15 protein-coding genes are annotated in these 20,265 nt (G+C 56.8%); 11 read left to right on the top strand and 4 right to left on the bottom strand.

Going from position 1 to position 20,265, the window contains the following annotated elements:
- The first annotated feature begins 3 nt into the window (after positions 1-3).
- From B30_RS12495 to ccoS, 3 genes are read left to right on the top strand one after another with little or no spacing between them, the layout of a single operon-like run.
- On the top strand, positions 4-459 hold the full coding sequence (locus B30_RS12495; protein ID WP_009572454.1) for a FixH family protein: 456 nt from the start codon (positions 4-6) through the stop codon (positions 457-459).
- 18 nt (positions 460-477) lie between these two features.
- The gene (locus B30_RS12500) at positions 478-2,658 is read left to right on the top strand and encodes a heavy metal translocating P-type ATPase (protein ID WP_009572455.1); all 2,181 of its coding nucleotides are present in this window, start codon (positions 478-480) and stop codon (positions 2,656-2,658) included.
- A complete protein-coding gene (gene ccoS / locus B30_RS12505) occupies positions 2,655-2,813 on the top strand; it encodes a cbb3-type cytochrome oxidase assembly protein CcoS (RefSeq protein WP_009572456.1) in 159 nt (52 codons plus the stop codon). Before B30_RS12500 ends, ccoS begins: the two co-directional genes overlap by 4 nt.
- Here the strand turns inward: ccoS and B30_RS12510 are convergent, their stop codons facing one another.
- Positions 2,814-3,539, bottom strand: coding sequence for an arylesterase (locus tag B30_RS12510; protein ID WP_009572457.1), 726 nt, complete (start codon positions 3,537-3,539; stop codon positions 2,814-2,816). It abuts the gene before it with no gap.
- Here B30_RS12510 and B30_RS12515 point away from each other — a divergent pair.
- Positions 3,538-4,224 carry an ABC transporter ATP-binding protein gene (locus B30_RS12515; RefSeq protein WP_009572458.1) on the top strand — a complete coding sequence of 229 codons (687 nt, stop codon included), beginning with the start codon at positions 3,538-3,540 and terminating at the stop codon, positions 4,222-4,224. The genes B30_RS12510 and B30_RS12515 overlap by 2 nt on opposite strands.
- Positions 4,221-6,746, top strand: coding sequence for an ABC transporter permease (locus tag B30_RS12520; protein ID WP_009572459.1), 2,526 nt, complete (start codon positions 4,221-4,223; stop codon positions 6,744-6,746). Before B30_RS12515 ends, B30_RS12520 begins: the two co-directional genes overlap by 4 nt.
- A 3-nt stretch (positions 6,747-6,749) precedes the next feature.
- On the opposite strand, the gene B30_RS12525 is transcribed toward B30_RS12520, so the two are convergent.
- The 3 genes from B30_RS12525 to B30_RS22380 all read right to left on the bottom strand — a co-directional run bounded on the left by B30_RS12525 (position 6,750) and on the right by B30_RS22380 (position 12,345).
- Positions 6,750-7,913, bottom strand: coding sequence for an acetate/propionate family kinase (locus B30_RS12525; RefSeq protein WP_009572460.1), 1,164 nt, complete (start codon positions 7,911-7,913; stop codon positions 6,750-6,752).
- Positions 7,913-9,304 (bottom strand): bifunctional enoyl-CoA hydratase/phosphate acetyltransferase, encoded by a 1,392-nt coding sequence (locus tag B30_RS12530; RefSeq protein WP_040402406.1) that lies wholly within the window; start codon positions 9,302-9,304, stop codon positions 7,913-7,915. The genes B30_RS12525 and B30_RS12530 overlap by 1 nt, the downstream gene beginning before the upstream one ends.
- 242 nt (positions 9,305-9,546) lie before the next feature.
- Positions 9,547-12,345 carry a methyl-accepting chemotaxis protein gene (locus B30_RS22380; protein WP_009572462.1) on the bottom strand — a complete coding sequence of 933 codons (2,799 nt, stop codon included), beginning with the start codon at positions 12,343-12,345 and terminating at the stop codon, positions 9,547-9,549.
- Between the two features lie 547 nt (positions 12,346-12,892).
- Between B30_RS22380 and urtA the strand changes: the two genes are divergently transcribed.
- The 6 genes from urtA to B30_RS12565 all read left to right on the top strand — a co-directional run bounded on the left by urtA (position 12,893) and on the right by B30_RS12565 (position 20,248).
- Entirely contained in the window at positions 12,893-14,182 is a 1,290-nt protein-coding gene (gene urtA / locus B30_RS12540) for an urea ABC transporter substrate-binding protein (protein WP_009572463.1), read from the top strand.
- A gap of 181 nt (positions 14,183-14,363) precedes the next feature.
- Entirely contained in the window at positions 14,364-16,316 is a 1,953-nt protein-coding gene (urtB, locus tag B30_RS12545) for an urea ABC transporter permease subunit UrtB (protein WP_009572464.1), read from the top strand.
- Positions 16,317-16,319: 3 nt separating this feature from the next.
- Positions 16,320-17,546, top strand: coding sequence for an urea ABC transporter permease subunit UrtC (urtC, locus tag B30_RS12550; protein WP_009572465.1), 1,227 nt, complete (start codon positions 16,320-16,322; stop codon positions 17,544-17,546).
- A complete protein-coding gene (gene urtD / locus B30_RS12555; RefSeq protein ID WP_009572466.1) occupies positions 17,543-18,283 on the top strand; it encodes an urea ABC transporter ATP-binding protein UrtD in 741 nt (246 codons plus the stop codon). The genes urtC and urtD overlap by 4 nt, the downstream gene beginning before the upstream one ends.
- Positions 18,284-18,296: 13 nt before the next feature.
- Positions 18,297-18,995 carry an urea ABC transporter ATP-binding subunit UrtE gene (urtE, locus tag B30_RS12560; RefSeq protein ID WP_009572467.1) on the top strand — a complete coding sequence of 233 codons (699 nt, stop codon included), beginning with the start codon at positions 18,297-18,299 and terminating at the stop codon, positions 18,993-18,995.
- Positions 18,996-19,132: 137 nt separating this feature from the next.
- Positions 19,133-20,248 carry a LacI family DNA-binding transcriptional regulator gene (locus tag B30_RS12565; protein ID WP_198430609.1) on the top strand — a complete coding sequence of 372 codons (1,116 nt, stop codon included), beginning with the start codon at positions 19,133-19,135 and terminating at the stop codon, positions 20,246-20,248.
- Positions 20,249-20,265: the final 17 nt, after the last annotated feature.

The following is a 20,265-nucleotide window of genomic DNA, read 5'->3' on the forward strand; positions in this document are numbered from 1 at the left end:
ACCATGCGCGAAATCACTGGCAAACATGTTCTCATCGGGACTGTGTCCGCCTTTACCGTGATCATCGGGGTCAATGTCTTCATGGCAGTTCAGGCCGTGCGGACCTTCCCCGGTCTCGAGGTCAAAAACTCCTATGTCGCCTCGCAGACCTTTGATCATGACAAGGCGTTGCAAGAGGCGTTGGGGTGGACCATCGAGGCCGATGATGAAGATGGCAAACTGTACATCTTTATCCGTGACGCCAATGGCAACCCGGTGCAAGCCGCCGAAATGGGCGGCACGCTGGGCCGGGCCACCAATGTTGTTGAAGATCAAACGCCTGAATTTACTTTCAACGGTGAGGCCTATGTGGCCGAGACGGGCGAGCTTGCCGAGGGCAATTGGAACTACCGGATGGTGGCCACTGCACAGGATGGGACGCCGTTCAAACAGCGTGTTATCATTCACGTCAAACGTTAAACGAGAAAGAGGCCCCGGATGTCTGAGGTTCAGATTTCAGCCTGTCCCGCCTGTGTGGCGGGACCTGCTGCAAATGATGTGGCTCATGCCCGCGATGTGCGCGACACCCGGTTTGTGCTCTCTTTGCCTGCGATTTATTGTGCGGCCTGTATTTCCGGCGTGGAGCGCGAGTTGACCAAACAGCCCGGCGTGCGCGCCGCGCGGGTGAACCTGACGCTCAAACGCGCACAGATTGAGGCGGACGAAGACGTTTCTGTTGACGACCTTGTCAGCGCGTTGACCCAAGCCGGCTATGAGGCCTACGAACTTGATGCCGGCGCGATTTCGGCGACCGAAACCGACCGCCGGGGCCGTGCCATCCTGACCCGCATCGCCGTATCCGGCTTTGCCATGATGAACGTCATGTTGTTGTCGGTCGCGGTTTGGTCCGGGGCCTCGGATGCCACCCGCGACATGTTCCACTGGATCTCAGCCGCCATCGCGCTTCCGGCCATTGCCTATGCGGGTCAGCCGTTTTTTGGCTCCGCGTTCACGGCGTTGAAAGCCAAGCGTCTCAATATGGATGTGCCGATTTCCCTGGCCATCCTTTTGGCGGGCGGCATGTCTTTGTATGAGACCTTCGAATCCGGCGCGCATGCCTATTTCGACGCCGCCTTGTCTCTGACCTTCTTCTTGCTCGCGGGCCGGTATCTGGACTACCGCACCCGCTCCGTCGCCCGGTCTGCCGCCGAAGAACTCGCCGCCCTCGAAGTGCCGCGCGTGACCTTGGCCGATGGCCGGGTGATCTCCATCACCGAGGTCGAAAAGGGCGCGTTGATCCGCGTCGTGCCCGGCGCGCGCGTGCCCGTGGACGGCATTGTCATGGAGGGCGCCTCCGAGGTGGATCGCTCTTGGCTGACGGGCGAAAGCCTTCCCGCGCTGGCCGAAGTGGACACGATCGTGTCCGCCGGAGAAGTCAATCTCACCGGGCCTTTGGTGGTCAAAGTCACCGCGGCGGGCGCAGACAGTTCGTTGCACCGCATGGCCGATTTGGTCGCGATGGCTGAAACCTCGCGCAACCGCTACACCTCTTTGGCGGACCGTGCCGCGCGCATTTATGCGCCTGCGGTTCATCTTTTGGCGCTTGGCGCGTTCATCGGCTGGATGATCGCAACGGGCGGCGATGTTCGTCATGCGTTGAATGTCGCCGTGGCCGTGTTGATCATCACCTGTCCTTGTGCATTGGGGCTTGCTGTGCCTGCGGTCACCACCGCGGCTTCTGGCCGGTTGTTCCGCGCGGGCATGTTGATCAAATCCTCCACGGCGCTCGAACGGCTGGCCGAGGTCGATACCGTCGTTTTCGACAAGACCGGCACCCTGACCGAGGGACGTCCCGAACTGTCTAATCTGGCCGACATCCCGCCGCGCGCCCGAGGCGTCGCCATGGCTTTGGCCTCCGGTTCGGCGCATCCTTTGTCTTCCGCGCTGTTTGCCGCGACCCGCGCCGCCGATGTCATCCCGGCCAAACTGACCGATATTCGCGAAGTGCCGGGGCAGGGGATCGAGGCGCGCTGTGATGGCATTTCGGTGCGACTTGGCCGGGCGGGTTGGCTCAATGCGGTGGCCAAGGCCCAAACCGCCACTTATCTCAAAATCGGCGATGAAGCTCCGCTGGCTTTTACCTTTGTCGACCATCTTCGCGATGGCGCGGCGGAGGCCGTGGCGGCGCTCAAACGCCAGGGCAAAGATGTTGTGTTGTTGTCGGGTGACACCGCCGCCGCTGTGGCTGACATTGCGCATCGCGTCGGAATCTCGGCGTGGGATGCCGATTGTCTGCCTGAAGGCAAAGCCCTGCGCGTTGCCGAACTCACCCGGTCGGGCCGCAAAGTGTTGATGGTCGGGGATGGTCTCAATGACACCGCCGCCTTGGCCGCCGCCCATGTGTCGATTTCACCGGCCTCCGCCCTTGAGGCCACGCGGGTCGTCTCCGATATGGTGCTTTTGGGCAAATCTCTTGCACCTTTGGGCGAGGCGACGCGCGTTTCGATTTCCGCCACCCGCCGCATCAAAGAAAATTTTGCCATTGCGGCAGGCTACAACATGATCGCCATTCCGATCGCTTTGGCTGGATTTGCCACCCCGTTGGCTGCTGCTCTCGCGATGTCGCTCAGTTCCATCACTGTATCGCTCAATGCGCTGCGCCTCAGAGGTAAATCATGAACGTTCTCGTCTATCTGATCCCAATCTCGCTTTTGCTCGGGGGGATTGGGCTTGTTGCGTTCTTCTGGTCGCTCCGGTCGCGTCAATATGATGACCCCGAAGGTGATGCGCGGCGCATCCTGACGGGTGATTATGACGATCATCCGAAAGAGTGATCACTCGACAGGGGTGTCGTTCGCACGATTGACCAAGGCTTCGACCGTCGGCCCCATGGCTTCGACAATCACCGATACGCCCATGGCATTGGGATGCACCCCATCTGCCTGCATATGGGTTTTAAGTATCTGTTCCCAAAGGCCTAAGTCGGTGAGGGGTTTGAGGAATCCGTCAAAATACAGCGTGTCATAGGCCTCGGCCAAATCCGGGTATATCGCATCGAAATGCGCTTTATACTCGGCGCCATAATTGCCAGGGGCTTGCATCCCGACCAACAGGACAGGCACGTTTTTCGCCTGCGCCACCTCCAAAATGCCTTTCAGGTTGGCGCGGCTCAACTCTGGTGACAGCCCGCGCAATAAATCGTTGCCACCCAAGGCCACAATCATCGCATTGATGTCCGGGGTCAGGGTCCAATCCACACGCGACAAGCCCCCCGCCGTGGTGTCCCCCGACACGCCCGCATTGATGATGGTTGCGCCGACGTGATGCGCCGCCAGCCATCCCTGCAATTGCGCGGTGAACCCGTCTTGTTGCATCAATCCGTAGCCTTGGGTCAAACTGTCGCCGAGGGCTGCGATCCGGACAGGCTCGGCCATGGCCGCATGCGTCGCGCCAATCATCCAAATCTGAACCAAAACAAGGGTAAATGTCTGGGCAAACCGCTTGCCGATCCGCCGCAACACCCCATATCCAAAGGGTAAAGATACAAGGATGCCCCCCATGCCCGATCCGATCATTTCGCTGCGCGATGCCCGCCTGACCCTTGATGGAAACGCCGGGCAGGTCGAGATTCTGCGCGGGATTTCCCTCGATGTCGCGCGGGGTGAAACGCTTGGGCTTGTTGGACCTTCGGGATCGGGCAAATCGTCTCTCCTGATGTTGCTCGGAGGGCTGGAACAGGCCACATCCGGGCGCATTTCGGTGCTCGGGCGCGATTTGACCACAATGGACGAGGATCAACTTGCACGCTTCCGTAGGGATCATATGGGGGTGGTGTTCCAATCCTTCCACCTTTTGCCGACTATGACCGCTCTGGAAAATGTCGCAATCCCTCTCGAACTCGCGGGGGTGAACGATGCGTTTGATCGGGCGCGTCAGGAGCTTGAGGCGGTGGGGCTTGGCGCGCGGATCGGGCATTATCCGGCACAACTGTCAGGCGGCGAACAACAACGCGTCGCATTGGCCCGCGCCGCAGCACCACGTCCCGAAATCCTTTTGGCCGATGAACCCACCGGCAACCTTGATGGCACCACAGGCACGGCGATTATGGATCTTCTGATGGGGCTGCGTGATCGGCATGGCTCGACCCTGGTGCTGGTCACGCATGCACCCGAATTGGCGGCGCGGTGTGACCGGATCATCCGTCTGCGCGATGGCCAATTGGATTTGTCCGAGGTCGCCGCATGAAACTGCGTCTGGCATGGCGCATTGCTCGGCGTGAATTGCGTGCGGGCCTTCGCGGGTTTCGCGTCCTCTTGATTTGTCTTATCCTTGGCGTGGCTGCAATTGCCGCTGTCACCTCCGTGCGCGAAAGCATCTCTTTGGGCCTCGCTCGCGAAGGCGCTGCTCTTCTGGGCGGGGATGCGGAGATGACATTCACTTATCGCTTTGCCACCCAAGAAGAACGCGATTGGATGGGGGGGCGGTCTGTTGCGGTCTCCGAGATCGCCGATTTCCGCTCCATGCTCAGCCGCAAGGATGAGCGCGCGCTCACCCAAGTCAAAGCCGTCGATGCCGCTTATCCTCTAATCGGGACTGTCGGTTTGCGCCCAGACATGCCGCTCGCGGCGGCGCTTACGGGTCGCGATGGCGTGCCTGGTATCGTCCTCGATCCAATGTTGAGTGACCGGCTCGGACTTACCCTTGGCGAGACTGTACGTCTTGGCGATGTCGCCTTTGTTGTCATGGCAGAACTCACACGCGAACCAGATGGGGCCTCGGCCGGGTTCACCCTTGGCCCGCGCAGCATCGTGGCGCGCGAGGCACTTCGCAACACCGCGCTTTTGTCGCCCGGCTCCTTGTTCGATGCGGCGTATCGGCTCAAACTTGCGCCACAAACCGATCTTGATGCACTCAAATCCCGCGCAGAAGCCGAGGTTGCAGAGGGCGGATTTCGCTGGCGGGATTCCCGCAATGGTGCGCCCGGTGTGAATCGGTTTGTCGAACGGCTCAGTTCCTTTTTGGTGCTTGTGGGGCTTGCTGGCCTTGCGGTCGGCGGCGTTGGCGTTTCCTCTGCGGTGCGCGCTTATCTCGATCGTAAAATTGCCAGCATCGCCACGCTCAAAACCCTTGGTGCAGATCGCGCCACAATCCTGATGATCTACCTGTTGCAGGTGGGCGTTTTGACGCTTTTGGCGATTGTCGGTGGGTTGGTCCTTGGCGCGCTCATCCCGTTGATCGCAGCGCCGTTTTTGCAAGGTATTCTCCCCGTTCCGATGGACACCACCGTTCATGCCGGCCCGTTGTTTGAAGCGGCTCTTTATGGTCTGCTCTCCAGTGCCATTTTCGTGCTTTGGCCCTTGGCTCTCACCGAAAAAATCCGCCCCGCCGCCCTGTATCGAGACGCGCAATTTGGCCTTAAAGGTCTGCCGCGCTGGCCCTATCTTTTGACCGTTTTCGTCCTGATCGCCGTGCTTGTGAGCGCCGCAGTTCTGTTTTCGGACAGTGCGCGCCTAGTGCTTTGGGCGGGGGCCGGATTGGCGCTTTCCTTTGGGGCTTTGGTTTTGGCTGGTCGGGGCATGGCTGCACTTGCGCGCCGCTTGGCCCGGCTCAAAGCACTGCGTGGCATTTTGCCCCTGCGCTTGGCACTGGGTTCGGTCGGCGGACCCGGTGGCGAAACCATTTCCGTTGTCCTTTCGCTTGGGCTGGGCCTCACCGTATTGTCCGCGATCGGCCAAATTGATACCAATTTGCGCGGCGCGATTGGCCGTGATCTGCCGGATGCCGCGCCTTCCTATTATGTGGTCGATATTCAAAAAGATCAGATCGATGGCGTGCGGAACCGCTTGGCTGAGGACCCCGGTGTCACCCGGTTTGAGACCGCGCCGATGCTGCGGGGCATCATCACCCGCATCAATGGTCAGGATGCTCAAACCGTGGCGGGGCCACATTGGGTTTTGCGTGGAGACCGGGGCATCACCTACGCCGCGCAAAAGCCCGACAATGCCGAAGTGACCGAAGGTGTATGGTGGCCAGAGGGCTACGAGGGGCCACCGCAAATCAGCTTTGCCGCCGATGAAGCCGCCGAGATGGGGCTGAAGCTCGGGGATGAGATGACCGTGAACATCCTCGGACGTGACATCACCGGCACGATCACTTCCTTGCGCAATGTTGATTTTTCCAGCGCGGGGATGGGCTTTGTCCTGACGATGAATCCAGCGGCTTTGTCCGGCGCGCCGCACACCCATATCGCCACGATCTATGCCACGCCTGAGGCGGAGACCCCTTTGATCCGTGATCTGGCGCGGGCCTATCCCAACATCACCACGATCCGCGTACGAGATGCGATTGATCGGGTCAGTTCTATCCTCAAAAGCATCGCGGCCGCCACCACTTTGGGGGCGATGGCCACTTTGGTGACAGGGGCTGTTGTGTTGGTCGGGGCTGCGGCGGCGGGCGAGGATCGTCGTCGATTTGAGGCGGCCATTTTAAAAACACTCGGCGCAAGTCGGAACCGGATTTTGGCAAGTTTTGCCCTGAGATCACTTTTGTTGGGGGCGGCTGCGGGCCTTGTTGCTTTTGGAGCGGGAGCCATTGCCGCTTGGGCTGTGATTCATTTCGTCATGGAGGCAGAGTTCACCCTGTCCCTCCTGTCGGCGCTCTGGATCGTGGTTGGTGGGATCAGCGTCACGCTGATCACCTCCTTGTTCTTTTCATGGCGTGCCATGTTGGTCCGGCCTGCGCGGGTGTTGCGCAGCGCGGATGGCTAAGGCCTAGTGGCGCGGTATCAAGGCCCGTGCCACCGCATCCGCGATCACCTGTTCTTCGTCTGTTGGAATGACCATCACAGGCGTCGGGCCTTTGCCGATGTCTCGGGCATTGCAGTCGTTGGCGTCCCCATCCAGCTCAATGCCAAGATACCCAAGTCGATCAATGATTTGGGCTCGAATCCTGGCTGAATTCTCCCCGATCCCGCCGCAAAAGATTAGCGCGTCGATGCCAGATAGCGTTGCTGCCATCGCCCCTATTTCACGCCGCACACGATAGACGAAATACTCTATTGCATCCTTGGCTTCGGGGGCATCGGAAGCCTCCAAAACTTGCATATCCGCACTGAGTCCTGACAGGCCCAACAGCCCGGATTCGTGGTAGAGCATATGTGTCAGCTCTTTCGCGCTCATGCCTTCGGTTTCCATCAAGTACAGCAGGATGCCGGGATCAAGCTGGCCGGAACGTGTCGACATCGGGAGGCCATCGAGCGGCGAAAACCCCATGGTGGATGAGATCGAGTGCCCGTTGTTTACCGCGCAAATGGAGGCGCCACTGCCCAAATGGGCGATGATCAAGCGCTTGTTGCGCAACTCCGGGCGTTCTCGGACAATCTGATGAGAGACGTAATCATAGCTCAGGCCGTGAAAGCCATAGCGTTTGATCCCCTGTTTGTAGAACCGCCTCGGGATCGCATAAATATCGTTTTCCCAAGGGTGGTTGCGGTGAAACGCCGTGTCGAAACAGCCGATTTGCAATGCATAGGGAAAGGCGCGTTTGGCCGCCTCGACCGCAGACAGATTGTGCGGTTGGTGCAGCGGGGCAAGCGGATTGAAGGTCGCAAGATCGGCCATCACATCGTCGGTGAGTTCGGTCGGCGTGGCGCGCAAAGGGCCGCCGTGAACAATACGGTGCCCAACGCCTGCGACCTCCTGACCCTCCAAAAGCGGCGTGATCCTCTCAAGGATCACCATGAGGGCATCGGTTTGATTGGATGCTTTGACGGAGTGGGTGCTGTCCGGCCCACCGTGTTTGAACTTGAAACTTGAATTTGATCCGATGCCCTGTACGAGACCGCGCGCAATCATTCTGGGGTCTTCACCAGATTTATAAAGGGCAAATTTGACCGAAGACGATCCGGCATTCACCGTCAGAATGCGTTGTCCCATTACTGAACGCCTTGCATCCGATGGGCGTGTAGCGCGGCGACTGCGCAAGAGGCGAGGCGGGATTTGTCGCTGTCTGAACGCGAATTTAAAATGATCGGGCAGCTTGCCCCCATGACGACGCCCGCTGCTTCTGCATGGGCGATGAAAGACAGCTCCTTGGCCAACATGTTTCCGCTTTCCAAATTCGGTGCAACAAGGATTTCGGCACATCCGGCAACCAGGCTCTTTAGCCCTTTTGACCGAGCCGCCGCCAAGCTTACCGCATTGTCCATGGCCAGAGGACCGTCCACGATTCCGCCGGTGATTTGACCACGCTCCGCCATTTTTGATAGGGCGGCAGCATCAAGCGTTGACGGGATTTTTGGGTTTACTGTCTCAACAGCGGACAAGATCCCGACTTTTGGGAGTTCGATCCCAAGGCTTTGCGCAAGGTCGATGGCGTTCTGGACGATGTCCACTTTCGTGGGGAGGTCAGGCGCAATATTGATGGCCGCATCGGTGACCATCAACACATGCGGAAGGCCGGGAACATCCATGACAAAAATGTGGCTGATGCGGCGTCCCGTTTTCAATCCGCCGTTTGATCGCAAAATCGGTCGCAAAAGATCGTCTGTGTGAAGGTGTCCCTTCATAATTGCGGCCGCACGTTTTTCATGAATCATGTCGACTGCAATTTGAGACGCCTCAATGTGATTTGTACAGTGTATGATGTCGATGCCATCGAGGGACAGGCCGTTCTCTTGTGCCGTACGGGCGATTTTATCCTGATCACCGATCAAGATCGGGATGATAATTGTGTGCTCTGCTGCCAGCAACGCTCCACGCAATGAATTGACATCCTCGGGCGCGACGATGGCAGTTCTTATTGCTGGCAGTGGCTCGGCCATTTCTAGCAGCTTATCAAAATGACGATGGCTTTCGACAGTGAGGCCCGGTACGTCATGCGCGTCAAAGCGGTCTTTTTTATCCGGCGCGATAACTTCGGCTTCACCGTCTACCAACAAGGTTCCATCTGCGAGGGACACTGTTGTATGAAAAATCGCGCAACGGTCATTTCCTTTACGGATCAGCTTGACGCGGGCAACCAACTCGTCCCCGGCATGGGCTCGGTCGAGAAACCGAAGGCTCTGAGATTTATAGAGTGTCCCCGGACCCGGAAGACGATTTCCAAGGACCGATGAAATGAGAGAACCAACCCAAAATGAGGGCGCAACGGCTTCAGGCTTCCCGTCTTTGTCGCCATCCTCATGCGGGAGATGCATTGGATTTAAATTGCCTGAAGCATGGGCAAAAACATATAGATCATCGGCGACGCATAAACGCCGGGTCTCTGCTTCCATGCCGATCTCAAGCTGATCGAATGGAACATTTTGGAATACAGTCACGTGCAACCCTTGCTGCGCTGGAATTTCAGTTGTCCTACACTTGTGACATAAAGTGGTGCGACTCTATGAGCCATATCAATGCAAACCTGTGGTTTTATGAAACTTGAACATTTTTATCATGTTGATGATCGTTGTGCACCACTTCCGGCGACCAAATTGCTCGCGAGAACAGTCTGAGCTGTCTCAATGAGCCGGAGCCGGGGTAAGGCGTCAAATGGGTGTGTGGCCATTTGAGCGCCCTGCGCGGTTTAGGACGCAATGCTGAAGTCAACTTTATTGCTTGAGGCGGGGGTTGGTTTGGTGGAGGGCACATAAGTGTCTTCTTTCAAAACAAACTGTGAAACAATCTCGCTGAGCGTCGCAGCTTCGTTGGCCAGTGAAAAGCTTGCGGCTGTTGTCTCTTCAAACATAGCCGCGTTTTGTTGGGTGGTTTGATCAAGGTTGGCGACCGCCGTGTTGATCTCGGAAATCCCAGCGGATTGTTCTTCGGCAGAGGTCGCGATCTCTGACATATGGGTGGCAATCTCGGAGACATCATGCACGATCGAGCGGAGGGCTTCGCCCGTTTGGTCGACAAGGGAAACACCACGCCCCACCTCTTGCCCGGATTCCGAAATCAAGTTGTTGATTTCACGCGCGGCCTCTGAGGATCTTTGTGCCAGAGCGCGAACTTCGGATGCAACAACTGCAAAGCCACGGCCTGCCTCGCCCGCACGGGCGGCTTCGACGCCTGCGTTGAGTGCAAGGAGATTGGTTTGAAAGGCGATATCGTCGATCACACTGATGATTTTGGAAATTTTTTCCGAGGATTCAGAGATTGCATCCATAGCAGAAATCGCCTCTTTCACCACCGTGCTTGCAGATTGAGCATTCATCTTTGCTCCACCAACGGTTTTGTTTGCGAGGGCTGCTCCGTCAGCGGCGGATTTGACGGCCGCGGTCAGTTGCGTCAACGCTGATGCGGTTTCTCCGAGTGTCGATGCAGCACGCTCTGTACGGCGAGACAAATCATCAGCGGCGTTTGAAATCTCACCTGAGTTCGAGTGTATTGTTTGAGCTGTTTCGGAGAGGCGTTCGACCACCGAGCGCAAAGAACTGACTGCCGCGTTATAATCCATGCGCAGTTGTTCGTAGCTCGCTGGAAATTGTTGATCAATCGTTTGGCGAACGTCACCTTGGGACAGGCGGCGGAGCCCCTCTGCAAGGGCTTCGACAACAGCACTTTGTTCGGCGTGGCGGGCTTTGCGCTCGGACTCTGCGGCATCTTCAAGTGCGCGGCGCTCCTGTTCGGCGGCAAGTTCACGTTCCCTGTCTTGGGCGGCTTGTTGCTTTTGCCGCTCAAGTTCTGCTGCTTCGCGTTCCGTTTTTTCACGGGCGGCTTCTTTTTGCATTTGGGTTGCACGCCGTGCATTTTCGGCGGCTTCGCCTTCCATACGGTCTTTTTCGACCAGATTGTTGCGGAATACTGTGAGCGCGGAGAACAGTCGTGCGATTTCTCCGTATCGGCCCCCAACGCGTTTGATTTCTGACATGTCCCCGATGGCAAGGCGTTCGGTGCTTGCTGTCACGGCGGACAGGGGGCGCATAATCAGGAGAAAAGTCAAAACCGGTGCCCCAAGAACAATTGCCGCAGCAATCAAGGCGATTCCGTTCATTGTTACAGACGCTTGTTTGGCGGTACCCATCAACGTTTGGCTCGCGTCTGCGATGCCGACGATGGAGTCTTTTGAAATGCTCATGACAATATCGCTGATCCGCAAAAGGCCCGACGAGACAGAGTCGGTTGCGATTTGACCCAGACCACGTGCTTCCAGAGCTTCGATCCGGGTGGCTAAGAGACCGGTCTCGGCATTGGTGGCCTCAAGAAGCAAAGCCACTTTTTCTGCGAGGTCTGGCGGGAGATTTTGTAACGTTTCCCGGATGCGTGGGGTTTCGCCATCAATTTCAAACTGCAAGGCATGGATATACCCCGCGTTGATGGAGGCCGCACCTTGCAGAGCTTTGATCAAGATGGATTTAAGTGAGGTATCGAGGCGTGCGAGATCGGCGATGTTCTTGACGTCAGTGTCGAGAAGGTCTTTGACGACTTTGGCGTTTTGCGCGAGCGTATTTGTGCTCTCGGTATCCAGACCCGCAAGAACACGTTCCACAGCCTGCGACGTCACTTCGTTCAGGGTCTCTTGGGACGTGCGCAAAAGACGGGCGCGGACCTTCATATCGGAAGGTGACAAAGTAATAAACTCGGCCTGAAAAGCGGCGGCTTCGCGAATGGAAGGCACGAACTCAGCAGAAGACGTGTTGTGTTCCATTTCCACGAGCAGCGCATCAATCCGTGCCTGGGCCTCGCCGGCCATCGCCTGAAGGTCTGAGCGGGTTCCGAAATCGTTGGTTTCAAGAAGCGCCTGGGTTGCCCCGACCGTGAGATTCAATTCTGCCTTGAGTAGCAATGCGAGTTTCAGAGCGTCAACTTCGCGTTTAAGGAGGTGTTTGACGCTTTGGTTGGATTTCGAACTGGCATTATTCCCTGCCAACAACAGCGCAAAGGAGGCGCGGTCAATCCGGTCCTGTAGGGCTTCGCTCAATTCACGCGATTGCTGGTTGAGTGTTGAGAGCGCTTTCATGTTGCGGCTTTGGGCCATCAATTCGGCGTTACGGGCGGCCATCAATGTATCAATGTCGGAGGTGAGAGCACTCATTTCAGTCTCGACATTCGCGTATTTGTCGAGATCCAGATCCTGGATCTGAGTCAGAAGACGGGACCGCGTTTCGCGCACGGTGTCGGAATTGGATTCGATGGCGAGATGCGAGTTTGTGGTCAGCAGCGTGTTGATTGCATCTTTGAGGCTGGACACGGAATTGGCGATACCAGAGGCCGTTTCAAGCGGTGGAATAGAATCTGCCACCAGTGTTTCAACCTCATCATTGATCGTTGAGATCAGTGAACCAGACACGAGGATCGCAGCGGCGGTGGTTCCAGCCAGCGCCAGCATAATCACCAAAATTTTGGCCGCGACCGATCCAAGGAGGGTCCTGATTTTCGTCTTCATACTGCGCTCCGTTCCGTCATTTTCCGAACCCGAACTGTGAAAGGGTCCTGTGTCACTCGACGGGTAAGGTTGCAGTAAGGTGCTAATATTCGGTTGATCGGGGCGGAATCACTCAAGTTATATATATTTTGAGTGCGGGATGCGGCGGAATCACTTGGCCTCAGACAGTGTTTGCGTGGAGCAAAGCAAACGCCATACCTTTATCTTTCGCGCATCAATATGACAATTCTTTAAACATATGCCTAAAAAATAATCAAATTTAATGGATTTGATCCGCGGACATTTGTGCATTTGTATACAGGCTTGTGTGCGCGTTTTCTGAGAACACAGACTGGTCCTGCGCGCCATTGTCGTGGGACATCCCGACATCTGAGGTGCGAAAGAGGACATGCGGTGGCGACGAACTTGCCGGTAGCCACCACCGCATTCACAGCAACTGAATTACGCTGCAAAGGGGAATGTAGGCGTTTTGTCCAAAAATTCAATCAATTGAATGGGCGCCTTTTAAAGGCAGACGCTGCAATCCTGCGGCTTCCAACAAGGGAACATGGAAGTGAAAACCAAACTCAAAGCCACTCTGGCGACTGCTCTTTTCGCAAGCACCGCGATGGCCTCTGCGGCCTTCGCCGAGTGCCCGGTCAAAGTTGGTGTGTTGCACTCGCTCTCGGGGACGATGGCGATTTCCGAGACCACGCTCAAAGACACAATGCTGATGCTCATCGATGAACAAAACGCCAAAGGTGGCGTTCTGGGGTGCCAAATCGAAGCTGTGGTTGTGGACCCTGCGTCCGACTGGCCGCTGTTCGCTGAAAAAGCCCGCGAACTTTTGACCGTTCATAATGTGGACGTGATGTTCGGCAACTGGACCTCTGTGTCGCGCAAATCTGTGCTGCCGGTGATCGAAGAGCTCAACGGACTTCTGTTCTACCCGGTGCAATATGAGGGCGAGGAATCCTCCAAAAACGTGTTCTACACGGGTGCAGCGCCGAACCAACAGGCGATCCCGGCGACGGATTATTTCCTCGATGAGCTGGGGGTCGAGAAATTTGCGCTCTTGGGCACCGATTATGTCTACCCGCGCACCACGAACAACATCCTTGAGTCCTACCTCAAATCCAAAGGCATCGCGGCCGAAGACATCTTTGTGAACTACACGCCGTTTGGTCACTCGGATTGGTCCAAAATTGTCTCTGACGTTGTGGCGTTGGGCGCAGACGGCAAAAAAGTCGGCGTGATTTCGACCATCAACGGGGACGCCAACATCGGCTTCTACAAAGAACTCGCAGCGGCTGGCATTTCCGCCGATGACATCCCGGTTGTGGCCTTCTCGGTCGGTGAAGAAGAACTCTCCGGTCTCGACACGTCCAACCTTGTGGGGCACTTGGCCGCCTGGAACTATTTCCAATCCGCGGAATCCGACCTTAACGCTGAGTTCATTGCCGCATGGAAAGCCAAAATGGGCGAAGAGCGCGTGACCAACGACCCGATGGAAGCTCATTACATTGGCTTCAACATGTGGGTGAATGCCGTTGAAGCGGCTGGCAGCACCGACGTGGATGCCGTGCGCACGGCAATGTACGGCCAAGAGTTCCCGAACCTAACAGGCGGCACCGCCGTGATGAACGTCAACCATCACCTGTCGAAGCCGGTTCTGATCGGTGAAATTCAGGCCGATGGTCAGTTTGACATCATCTCCCAAACCGCTGAGGTGCCGGGTGACGCATGGACCGATTTCTTGCCGGAATCCGCAGTGTTGATGTCGGATTGGAAAGATCTCGGGTGTGGCATGTACAACACCGAAACCAAGACCTGCGTTCAGATCAAATCCAACTACTAAAACGTTTCGGGTTTAAGTTGAGAGATGACGTAAACCCGAAACATGTGAAATCTGACTTAGGCCGTGGGCGTTTCGGGACATCTCGATGACCTATTTGATCCCGAAACGCTTTAAGCTGCCATTTAACGCATGAAGGGCGGCGCTCCTGTTGCCCTTCTTTTCCAGCCAAAAGAGATTGCTCATGATCCGACGAATTCTCGCGGCTTGTCTGGTGTTTCTGACCCTTGCGCTCACCGCTCAGGCTCAGGACCGGACGATCCAAGATGTGCTGCAAGAGCATGCCGAGGCCATCGTAAAATCCTCGCGTACAACCATCGGTCCGGCGATTGAGGCCGTGGCCAATTCCGGCCAGCCTTCGGCACAAACCGTTTTGCAAAAATGGCAGAACAAGGACATGTGGCAGTGGTCGGAGAACGGGTTTTTCTACGCCGCAACCGTCGCGGGCTCTGACGTCACTTTGACGGATTTCGACACCGGTGAGACCGTTGCAATCGTGTCAAAAGGCGATGTGACCCAGCTCAAACCGAACTCCGGTATCCGGGCGATGATCGGCGCGGCTTTGGTTCAATTCCAACTGAACGACCCTGATGCAGAGCGACGTCGTGAAGCGCTTTTGGCGATTCAGCGCGATGGCGAAGCGTCGCATCTTGCCCCTCTGCGCGCCTCAATTGAAAACGAGGACAACCCAGAGATCAAAGCCCTCAAAGAGGTCACAGAACGGCTTTTGACCATTTCTTTCGACAAGGATGACGCAAGGCGGATTGCTGCGATCAAGGGCTTTACCTCCTCCCTGTCGCTGGATGCCCGCGCCGCGCTCAACCCGGTTTTGAGTGCCAAGCTGGTCTATGCCGAAGACCTGCCAGAGACGGCAAACATCAAACGTGAGATCAAACCAGGGTCAGAGGCGCTGTCGGTGCGGGATGCCTTCGCTCTCATGGTCTCCGCCGGTGCCGCAACCGCGCAACCAACGATCTCTGAACGCAAATCTGCTCTCTCAGAGCACATCGTTGACGGCAAGGTCGGTGGTATCCCGGTGACCGAGTTGATCAGTCAAGAGGCCCGCGATCACGCTTACCAAGCCCTTGCGTCCGAGGGGTTTGTGGCTGCTTTTGATCCCGCCTTCTCCATGGAGGCCGCCGTCAAAGGCGTACGCTTTGCCGAGGTCTATGACGAACCTTCCGCTGCGGTCACCGACGCCGCACAAGAGACGCTTCACACCATCAACCGCGCCGTTGGGTTTAACCAATTCCTCGATCTCTCATTGGACGGTCTGTCGCTGGCGTCGATCTATTTTCTCGCGGCCATCGGTCTTGCCATCACTTTTGGTGTGATGGGGGTGATCAACATGGCGCATGGCGAATTTATCATGATGGGTGCCTACACCGGCTATGTGGTGCAACAGATCATCCCGGATTACACCGTCTCAATCCTCGTCGCGATCCCGATGGCCTTTGCTCTCACTTTCGCCGCTGGCGTGGCGATGGAACGGCTGATCATCCGATGGCTGTATAACCGCCCGCTTGAAACATTGCTCGCGACCTTCGGCGTCTCGATTGCGCTGCAACAAATCGCCAAAAATATCTTCGGCACCCAAGCCCGCCCGCTCACCTCTCCCGGTTGGCTTGATGGCGCTTTGGTCTTCAACGATGTGCTGGCGATTTCTTACATTCGCATCGCGATTTTCGTCCTCGCACTGGTTTTCCTGGGCATTTTCCTCTTTATCATGAAGAAAACCCGCCTTGGTCTTGAGACCCGCGCGGTCACTCAAAACCCGCGCATGGCGGCCTCGATGGGGATCAACCCGGACCGTGTGAACATGCTCACCTTTGGCCTTGGCTCCGGCATCGCCGGTGTCGCGGGCGTGGCCATCGGGCTTTATGCCAAGGTCACCTCGGAAATGGGTACAGATTATATCGTGCAGAGCTTCATGACCGTGGTCGTCGGTGGTGTCGGCAATATCTGGGGCACGCTTTTGGGCGCTTTGGGCATCGGGTTCCTGCAAAAAGGCATCGAATGGTTCAACCCGTCCAACACCTTGGCGGCGCAGACCTACATGATCATCTTCATCATCATTTTCATTCAGTTCCGTCCCAAGGGCATCATCGCCCTCAAGGGCCGCGCGGCGGGGGATTAATCCATGGATTTCTTGAAAAAATACCCTTCGCTTCCGGCCTTTATCGCCACGTTGCTGATCTTTACCCTCGCGGTCACGTTCCTGTCGGAGGCCTATGGAACAGGTGCGATTTCGACCTCTTTCGTCAAAACACTGGGCAAGACACTGTGTCTCGCCTTGGTGGCGATCTCGATGGATTTGGTTTGGGGCTATACGGGCATTCTGTCGCTCGGCCATTTCGCCTTTTTCGGCCTTGGTGGCTATATGATCGGCATGTGGCTGATGTTCGCACGCACCAAACTCATCGTGGTCGAAAGCATGGCCGCCGCTGACATTCCCGCCACGGCGCTGGAGATCAAAGACGCCGTTGGCACGCAAATCTTTGGCGTTGTCGGCTCGTCCGATTTTCCTCTGGTCTGGATGTTCGCCCATAGTTTCTGGGCCCAGATCGCTTTGGTCGTTTTGGTTCCGGGCCTCCTCGCGTTGGTCTTTGGCTGGCTCGCCTTCCGCTCGCGTGTCACCGGCGTTTACCTGTCGATCCTCACCCAGGCGATGACCCTCGCCCTCTCGCTTTACCTGTTCCAAAACGACAGTGGTTTGCGCGGCAACAACGGCCTTTCGGGCCTGCAAAACCTACCCGGACTGGATGCGGTCTCCCAGGATGCGGTGTCGATCTGGTTCTTCTGGGCGTCGGCCTTTGCGCTGCTTGTCACTTATCTCATCGCCAATTTCGTCGTCTCCGGCAAATTCGGCTCGGTCATTCGCGGCATCCGCGATGACGAGGCGCGGGTGCGGTTTTTGGGCTATTCGGTCGAGGGGTTCAAACTCTTCGTCTTTGTCCTCACCGCGATCATCGCGGGCATCGGCGGCGCGCTCTATTATCCGCAAGCAGGGATCATCAACCCGGCTGAAATCGCGCCCATTGCCTCGATCTACCTCGCGGTGTGGGTCGCCATCGGCGGCAGGGGCCGCATCTATGGTGCGGTGATCGGCGCGGGTGTGGTCTCGCTTGTCTCGACCTATTTCACCGGCGGTCAAGCCCCCAATATCAACCTCGGATTCTACACGATCAAATGGGTCGATTGGTGGCAGGTGCTTTTGGGCCTCTCCTTTGTCCTCGTCACATTGTTCGCGCCCAAAGGCATCGGCGGGTTGTTTGATCTGATCTCCGGGCGCTTGTCCCCCGACCGCAAAGGTGCGCCGCTTGGCCCCGACCAAGGCAGTTTGCGCGAAGAGGAGGCGGAGCAATGAGCCAGCTTTTAGAAGTCTCAGGCGTTTCCGTGTCTTTCGACGGATTCAAAGCGATCAACAACCTTTCCTTTTCCATCGGTCCCGCGGAAATGCGCGCCATCATTGGGCCGAACGGCGCGGGTAAAACCACATTTATGGACATCGTGACGGGCAAAACCAAACCCGACGAAGGCTCTGTGCTTTGGGGCGATATGTCGAAAAATCTCATTGGCATGAACGAAGCCAAAATCGCCCGCATCGGCATTGGGCGTAAATTTCAACGTCCCACTGTGTTTGAGGATCAAAGCGTGTTTGAAAACCTCCTCATGGCGGTCAAAAATGACCGCTCGCCGTGGTCGGTGCTGTTCTTCAAACCCAAATTCAAGGACCTCGCCAAGGTCGAAGCGCTTGCCTCCGAAATCGGTCTCTCCGATCAGCTGGAGCGCAAATCCGGCGAGCTGTCTCACGGTCAAAAACAATGGTTGGAGATTGGTATGCTCTTGGCCCAGGATCCGCAGCTTTTGCTGGTCGATGAACCGGCCGCTGGGATGACCTTGGGTGAGCGTGAACACACCACAGACATCCTCAAAGAGGCCGCCAAAACCCGTGCCGTTGTGGTGGTTGAACATGACATGGATTTCGTGCGCCGCCTTGAATGCAAGGTCACGGTTTTGCACGAAGGATCGGTTTTGGCCGAAGGGTCTCTTGATCACGTGACGCAAAATAAAGACGTGATTGACGTTTATCTTGGCCGCTAAAGGAGAGAATACCATGCTCGATGTGAAAGATCTCTCACTGCATTATGGGGGCTCTCAGATCCTCTACGATGTCGATCTTTCCGCTCGCGCGGGCGAGGTCACCTGTGTCATGGGCACCAATGGCGTTGGCAAAACCTCGCTGTTGAAAGGTATTTGTGGCACCCATCCGCGCTCCGGTGGCACCATGATGCTTGATGGCGAAGACGTGGGGCGGGCCCCGGCGCATGAACTGGCCAAAAAGGGCCTTGCGGTGGTGCCACAAGGCCGGATGATTTTTCCGCTTTTGACAGTGAAGGAAAACTTGGAATCTGGTTTCACCTGCCTGCCAAAATCCGAACATTTTATTCCTGATGAGGTGTTCGAACTGTTCCCCATTCTCAAGGAGTTTATGCACCGTCGCGGCGGTGATCTTTCGGGGGGGCAGCAACAACAATTGGCCATTGCTCGTGCCCTGATCATCAAGCCGAAACTGTTGCTTTTGGATGAGCCGACCGAGGGCATTCAGCCCAACATCATTCAACAAATTGGCCGCGTCATTGCACTTTTGCGCGACCGGGGCGACATGGCGATTGTCTTGGTCGAACAGTATTTTGAATTTGCCTATGACCTCGCGGATCAGCTTGTGTTCATGGAACGCGGTCGGGTGACCTCTCGCCATTCAAAATCCGAGATTTCGAAAGAAGAGGCGGCCAAAACCTTCCGCATCGCCTGAGATTTTCATCGCCAATCAAAGACTTCTGACTCTGCGGCGCAGCATACATGCCGCGCCGCAAAATCAGACTGTTTGATAAAAAGCCGTTGCCGAAACCGGTTTCGGAGGCCCAGTGTGGGGCCGAGGAGGCGAATCAGGTGTGGTCAGACGTCAAATTAGATCGACGCTCCCGCGACAATGGGCGGGTGACGATCAGCGATCTTTCGCAGGCACTGAGTCTGACGAAAGGCACCGTGTCCCGTGCCCTCAACGGGTATCCTGACATTGCTGAAACCACGCGTGTGCGCGTTATTCGCGCCGCAAATGCGATGGGATATCGCCCGCTGAGCCACGCCCAAGCGATCAAAACCGGGCGCAGTTGCTCTTTGGGACTTGTCATCCAATTGTCCGAACATGATGCGCACCGCCCCTTTTTGGCGGAGTTTTTGGCCGGATTGACCCAAGCCGCTTCGAAAGAGGGCTGGACCCTGACCGTTGCGACGGCGGAAAATGACGCCGACACGCTGCGCATCATGCGCGATCTGGTTGTGCATCAAAAAGCCGATGGGTTTATCTTGCCGCGTGTGCTTTGGGACGATCCGCGGATCGCAAGCCTTTCAGGTGAGGACACCCCGTTTATTTGTTATGGGCGGCCAAGAAATTCAAAAGACATGTCCTATTTTGATGTCGAAGGCGAAGCTGCCATGGCCGAAGCAGTCAGCTATCTTGCCGATCTCGGGCATCGGCGCATCGCTTATATCGGCAGTGCCGAATACTATGCTTTTTCGCACATGCGCCGTGACGGATACAAAGCTGGCATCGACGCGATGGGGTTGGGGTTTGATCCCGATCTGATGCAAGAGGGCGCACTGTCCCCGGAGCAGGCAAGTGCTGCCACCCGCCGCCTTTTGGCGCTCGACACCCCGCCCACCGCCATCATTTGTGCCACGGACAGTTTGGCGCGTGGGGTCTATGATGTCGCCAATGAACTGGGACTTGCTATTGGCACCGAGCTGTCGGTCATCGGCTATGATGGCTCGCCCGAAGCCTCCGCCATGTGGCCCAGATTGGCCAGTTTCGCCGTTGATACCCGCAAAGCCGGGGCGACTTTGGGAGAGATGTTCATCGCACGCATCCGCAACCCCAACGCCCCCGTGGCCCAGCACCTGATCCGGGCGGAATTCCGTCCCGGTGGCTCCACAGGACATCCAAAACTGACGCCAGAGCAACTGGTGCGCACATTGGCCCAACGAGGGGCCACACAAAACACGTGACGCAACTCATCTAGGGA

Source organism: Celeribacter baekdonensis B30, from assembly GCF_000299875.1.
Taxonomy (GTDB): Bacteria; Pseudomonadota; Alphaproteobacteria; order Rhodobacterales; family Rhodobacteraceae; genus Celeribacter; species Celeribacter baekdonensis_A.

Excerpts from the sequence above, each read along its gene's own strand:
- B30_RS22380 (WP_009572462.1), bottom strand. The coding sequence starts at position 12,345 with ATGAAGACGAAAATCAGGACCCTCCTTGGATCGGTCGCGGCCAAAATT.
- B30_RS12525 (WP_009572460.1), bottom strand. The coding sequence starts at position 7,913 with ATGGGACAACGCATTCTGACGGTGAATGCCGGATCGTCTTCGGTCAAA.
- urtB (WP_009572464.1), top strand. The coding sequence starts at position 14,364 with ATGATCCGACGAATTCTCGCGGCTTGTCTGGTGTTTCTGACCCTTGCG.
- B30_RS12500 (WP_009572455.1), top strand. The coding sequence starts at position 478 with ATGTCTGAGGTTCAGATTTCAGCCTGTCCCGCCTGTGTGGCGGGACCT.
- urtE (WP_009572467.1), top strand. The coding sequence starts at position 18,297 with ATGCTCGATGTGAAAGATCTCTCACTGCATTATGGGGGCTCTCAGATC.
- ccoS (WP_009572456.1), top strand. The coding sequence starts at position 2,655 with ATGAACGTTCTCGTCTATCTGATCCCAATCTCGCTTTTGCTCGGGGGG.
- B30_RS12515 (WP_009572458.1), top strand. The coding sequence starts at position 3,538 with ATGCCCGATCCGATCATTTCGCTGCGCGATGCCCGCCTGACCCTTGAT.
- urtA (WP_009572463.1), top strand. The coding sequence starts at position 12,893 with ATGGAAGTGAAAACCAAACTCAAAGCCACTCTGGCGACTGCTCTTTTC.
- B30_RS12520 (WP_009572459.1), top strand. The coding sequence starts at position 4,221 with ATGAAACTGCGTCTGGCATGGCGCATTGCTCGGCGTGAATTGCGTGCG.
- urtC (WP_009572465.1), top strand. The coding sequence starts at position 16,320 with ATGGATTTCTTGAAAAAATACCCTTCGCTTCCGGCCTTTATCGCCACG.
- urtD (WP_009572466.1), top strand. The coding sequence starts at position 17,543 with ATGAGCCAGCTTTTAGAAGTCTCAGGCGTTTCCGTGTCTTTCGACGGA.
- B30_RS12510 (WP_009572457.1), bottom strand. The coding sequence starts at position 3,539 with ATGGGGGGCATCCTTGTATCTTTACCCTTTGGATATGGGGTGTTGCGG.
- B30_RS12495 (WP_009572454.1), top strand. The coding sequence starts at position 4 with ATGCGCGAAATCACTGGCAAACATGTTCTCATCGGGACTGTGTCCGCC.